Raw genomic sequence first — 4,037 nt, forward strand, 5'->3', positions numbered from 1 at the left:
CGCCGCGCTCGCGGCGGTCCAGCAGGCGCCGCCCGACCCGGACGACCCGACGGCTCCGGTGCCCGCGGCCGTCGTGCTCCTCTCGGACGGCGAGACGACGGTCGGGCGCACCAACGACGACGCCGCGGCGCCACGAGGCCGAGGCGGCGCGCCGCCGTCCCCTCGTCGTCACCGACCGCCGGGCCGCCGCCAAGGCCTCCCGCGAGCGCCTGCGCAGCGAGCGCCTGCGCACGCGCTCGGCGATGGAGACGGGCGACGAGCGCTACCTGCCCGCCCGCGACAAGGGTCCGGCCCGCCGCTACACCCGCGACCTCGTCGACGCCCGGCGCAACGTCGGGGAGTACCTCCTCTTCGCCGCCCTGGGCCTCGTCGTGCTCCAGTTCGCGCTGCAGTCGGTCAACACCCTGTGGGGGCTGTACTCGACGCTCGCCCTCTGGTTCGTCGTCCTCGCGGTCGTCGTGGACTCGTTCCTCCTCAACCGGCACCTCAAGAAGCGCCTCTCCGCGCGCTTCGGCGACGACCTCCCGGCGGGCACGGTGCGCTACGGCGTCCTGCGCGCTCTGCAGATCCGCCGCAGCCGGCTGCCCAAGCCGCAGGTCCGCCACGGCGAGCAGCCGCGCTGAGGGCGGCGCCGTGAGCCACTCCCCCGGCCGGCGTCCCGGACGGCGGCTCGCCCGCACCGGGGCCGGCGCGGCCGCGGCCCTCTACGCCGCCAACTGCGCCCTCGGGACGGCCGTGGGGCTGCGCCTGGTCGACACCTCACGGGTGCACTGGGTCCACCACGCCCTCTACGGGGTCGTCGTGGCCGGTGCGGCGGGAGCGGTCGCGCTCGGCGCGGCGGCCGGCAGCCGCACCGCCCCCCTGCTCGTCCCGGCGCTGGTCCCCCTCGCCGTCCTCCCCCGGGTGCGGGCGCCCTCGCGCGGGCACGTCCTGCTGGCGGCCTCGGCCGCGCCCGCCTACCTGCTCGCCCTGCGCGCGGCCGCCTCCGAGCGCGCCGCGGACCGGACCCCGACCGCCCCCCGGAGGCGCTGACCGTGGACTTCCTCGACGTCGTCCGCAACCGCCGCACGACCAACGGCCACTTCCTGCCCGACCCCGTCTCGGAGGAGCACCAGCGGCTGCTCGTGACGGTCGCGGGCACCGCGCCGTCGCACTTCAACAGCCAGCCCTGGCGCTTCGTCCTGGTCGAGGAGCGCGAGGTCATCGAGCGCGTCGCCGACATCAGCGCGAGCTCGATGGCGCGGATGCTCTCGAACGGCACCTTCTTCGAGCGGTACAAGCCCTACTTCCGCTTCTCCGAGGAGGAGATGGAGCGGCGGCGCGACGGGATGCTCATCGACCAGCTGCCGGCGGTCCTGCGCCCCTTCACGCGCTCGGTCTTCACCGGCGCGGGCCAGGCGATGATGAACCGGCTCCGCGTGCCGCGGACCCTCGCCGAGCAGAACCGCCAGCTCGTCGCCGGGTCCCCGCTGCTGCTGGCCGTGCTGCTCGACAAGGAGGAGTACCGCCCGGGCGAGCTCTCCGGCTTCTACTCCGTCTTCGGCATGGGCGCCGCGGTGGAGAACATCTGGCTGACGACGGTGCAGCTCGGCATGGGCATCCAGTTCGTCTCCTTCCCCATGGAGGTGCCCGAGGCCTGGGCCGAGATCCAGCAGATGCTGGCGGTGCCGGAGGACCTCGAGCTCATGGCCGTCTACCGCCTCGGCTACGTGCCCGAGGAGGCGCGCCGCCCGCGCATCGACTGGTCGAGCCGCCAGCGCAAGCGGCTCTCGCAGTACGTCTACCGCGGCACCTGCCGGACGCCGCTCAGCGACGAGCCGGGGGCCTGATCGCGCGGGGGCCTACCGGCCCCCGCTGCCTCCGGCTCCGTCCCGCGGCTGGGCCCAGGGGCGCAGCACGGCGGTGGAGCGGACGGCGCGGTCCTCCAGCCCCCCGACGACGGGCACGTCGTGGCGCGCCACCTCGTCGAAGGCGGCGCGGGGCAGGTGGGCGCGGCCGGGGTCGCCGACGAGGACGTCGGCGCCGCCCTCGCGCAGGCGCCGCAGCACCGGCAGCAGCCGCAGCGCCGTCGAGCGCTCGTAGAAGAGGTCGCCGACGAGGACCACCTCCGCCCCGCCCAGCGGACCGGTCGGGCCGGCGTCCGCCAGGGCGTCGGCCAGCAGGACCTCCACGTGCACCCCGTTGAGCGCGGCGGACCACCGGGCGGCGGCCACCGCCGCCGGGTCGACGTCGAGCGCCCGCACGTCACCGGCGCCGGCGAGGGCCGCCGCCACGGCCACGAGGCCCGACCCGCAGGCGACGTCGACGACCCGCCGCCCGGCCACGAGGCCGGGCCGGTCCAGCACCGTGCGCGCCAGGGCCTGGCCGCCCGCCCACGGGCTGGCCCAGAAGGGCGGTGGCTGCGGGGCGCCGGCGCGGTCCTCCGCGCGCTGCCACACCGCCATGACGTCGGCGGCCACGGGCAGCACCACCTCCGGCACGAGCGGCACCGGCGCCGGGGCGGCCTCGGCGCGCACGACCTCCTCCGGCGTCACGGGGTCATCCTCGCCCGCCTCGGCCGGGCCGGTCGTCGGGCACCCACGGGTGGCCGGTGGCACGGGGCGCACGGGGCCGGGCCGGCACGAGGGGCCGCGCGGAGGTGCCAGGCTGCGCGGCGTGAGCAGCGCCACGCACGTGCCCGAGACCTCGCGGCACGAGGAGGAGCTCGAGGCCGACGACGCGTGGCGCACGCTGCGGCGCTGCGGGCCGTCCCTCGCCGTGGAGTCCTTCCGCCGCTTCCGGTACGCCGACGGCTTCTCCCACTCGCGCGCCCTGGGGCTGCAGATCTGCCTCGCCGCCCTGCCGCTCGTCGTGGCGCTCGTCGGGCTGGCCGGGTCCGTCAGCGGGCAGGACGTGGCCCGGGTCCTGCGCGCCGTCGTCATCGCCCTCACGCCGGGCGTCTCGCGCGAGCTCGTGACCGCGACGCTGGACCAGCCCTCCTCGGGCGGTGCGCGGCTGGCGCTGTGGGTCGGCCTCGTCTCCGCCCTCGCCGTGCTGACGACGGCGATGGCCCAGGTCGAGCGCGGCGCCAACCGCATCTACGGCGTCGAGCGCGACCGCCCCTTCCGGCAGCGCTACGCGCGGGCGGCCGTCATGGCCGTCGTGGCGGGTCTCCCGGCCCTGGCCGGCTTCCTCCTGCTCGTCGGCTCCGGGCCGGCCGGTGACGCCGTCCAGGAGCTCTACGGGCGCGACGACGACGTCGTGCAGGCGGTGGCCGTGCCGGTGGGCGCGCTGCTGCTCGTGGCCTCGGTGACGGCGATGTTCCGCCACGGGCCCCGCCGGGTGCAGCCGGGCTGGTCGTGGCTGGCGCTGGGGGGCCTCGTCGTCCTCGCCCTCTGGTCGGTGCTGACGGCGGGGGTCGTCGAGTACGTCGAGCTCTCCGCGAGCTTCACGACCGTCTACGGGCCGCTCGCCGTCGTCGTCGCGCTGCTCCTGTGGGGGCAGCTGACGTCCGTCGCCATCTACCTCGGCCTCGCGGTCGCGGCCCAGCTCGAGGCGGTGCGGGCCGGGGTCGAGCGCGGGGCCCGCCAGGACGTGGCCTGACGGCGCCTACCGTGGCGGAGGGCCTCGCTCGACGAGGAGCCCGCCGACGACGAGCCCACCGACGAGGAGCGCTGAGGACACTGGCACGACGCACCACCGCAGGAGCCGCCTCCGTCGCCGCCCTGCTCGCCGTCGCGCCCGCGGCGTCGGCCACGGCGCCGGCCCCGGCGCCGGAAGCCGTCGCCTACTGGGGCTCCTTCCTCGTCGAGGACGGCGCCTGGTCCTTCGCGCCCGTGGGCCCCAGCGCCCGGACGGCCGAGGACGGCACCGTCGAGGGCTGGCGCTTCGCGACCGCACCGGCCGACGCCCGGCCGCGGCCGCCGCGCGGCCGACCGACCTTCGCCGAGCTCTGCCAGGACGTCGCACCGGTCGAGGGGCAGGTGCGCGTGGGCGTCGTCGTCGACTACGGCCGGCCCGTCGACGCGCCCCCGGGTGCGGAGGAGGCGCCAGATCGG

5 protein-coding genes and 1 pseudogene are annotated in these 4,037 nt (G+C 77.3%); 5 read left to right on the forward strand and 1 reads right to left on the reverse strand.

Annotation, left to right across the window (positions count from 1 at the left end):
• From HLB09_RS14060 to HLB09_RS14070, 3 genes are all read left to right on the forward strand, one after another.
• On the forward strand, nucleotides 1-623 hold a 623-nt coding region (locus HLB09_RS14060), incomplete at its 5' end, for a DUF3043 domain-containing protein (RefSeq protein WP_171203971.1).
• 10 nt (nucleotides 624-633) lie between these two features.
• A complete protein-coding gene (locus tag HLB09_RS14065; RefSeq protein WP_171203970.1) occupies nucleotides 634-1,032 on the forward strand; it encodes a hypothetical protein in 399 nt (132 codons plus the stop codon).
• Between the two features lie 2 nt (nucleotides 1,033-1,034).
• Nucleotides 1,035-1,829, forward strand: a complete 795-nt coding sequence (locus tag HLB09_RS14070) for a nitroreductase family protein (protein WP_171203972.1) — start codon at nucleotides 1,035-1,037, stop codon at nucleotides 1,827-1,829.
• 12 nt (nucleotides 1,830-1,841) lie between these two features.
• Here the strand turns inward: HLB09_RS14070 and HLB09_RS14075 are convergent, their stop codons facing one another.
• Complete coding sequence (locus HLB09_RS14075; RefSeq protein ID WP_212771105.1) at nucleotides 1,842-2,534, reverse strand: class I SAM-dependent methyltransferase; 693 nt, start codon at nucleotides 2,532-2,534, stop codon at nucleotides 1,842-1,844.
• A 121-nt stretch (nucleotides 2,535-2,655) separates the two neighbouring features.
• Between HLB09_RS14075 and HLB09_RS14080 the strand changes: the two genes are divergently transcribed.
• Together HLB09_RS14080 and HLB09_RS14085 are read left to right on the forward strand one after the other, a co-directional pair.
• Complete coding sequence (locus HLB09_RS14080) at nucleotides 2,656-3,582, forward strand: YihY/virulence factor BrkB family protein (protein WP_171203973.1); 927 nt, start codon at nucleotides 2,656-2,658, stop codon at nucleotides 3,580-3,582.
• An 11-nt stretch (nucleotides 3,583-3,593) separates the two neighbouring features.
• Nucleotides 3,594-4,037, forward strand: a pseudogene (locus HLB09_RS14085) (hypothetical protein); the annotation flags it as partial.

Source organism: Pseudokineococcus marinus (genome assembly GCF_013004605.1).
GTDB lineage: Bacteria > Actinomycetota > Actinomycetes > Actinomycetales > Quadrisphaeraceae > Pseudokineococcus > Pseudokineococcus marinus.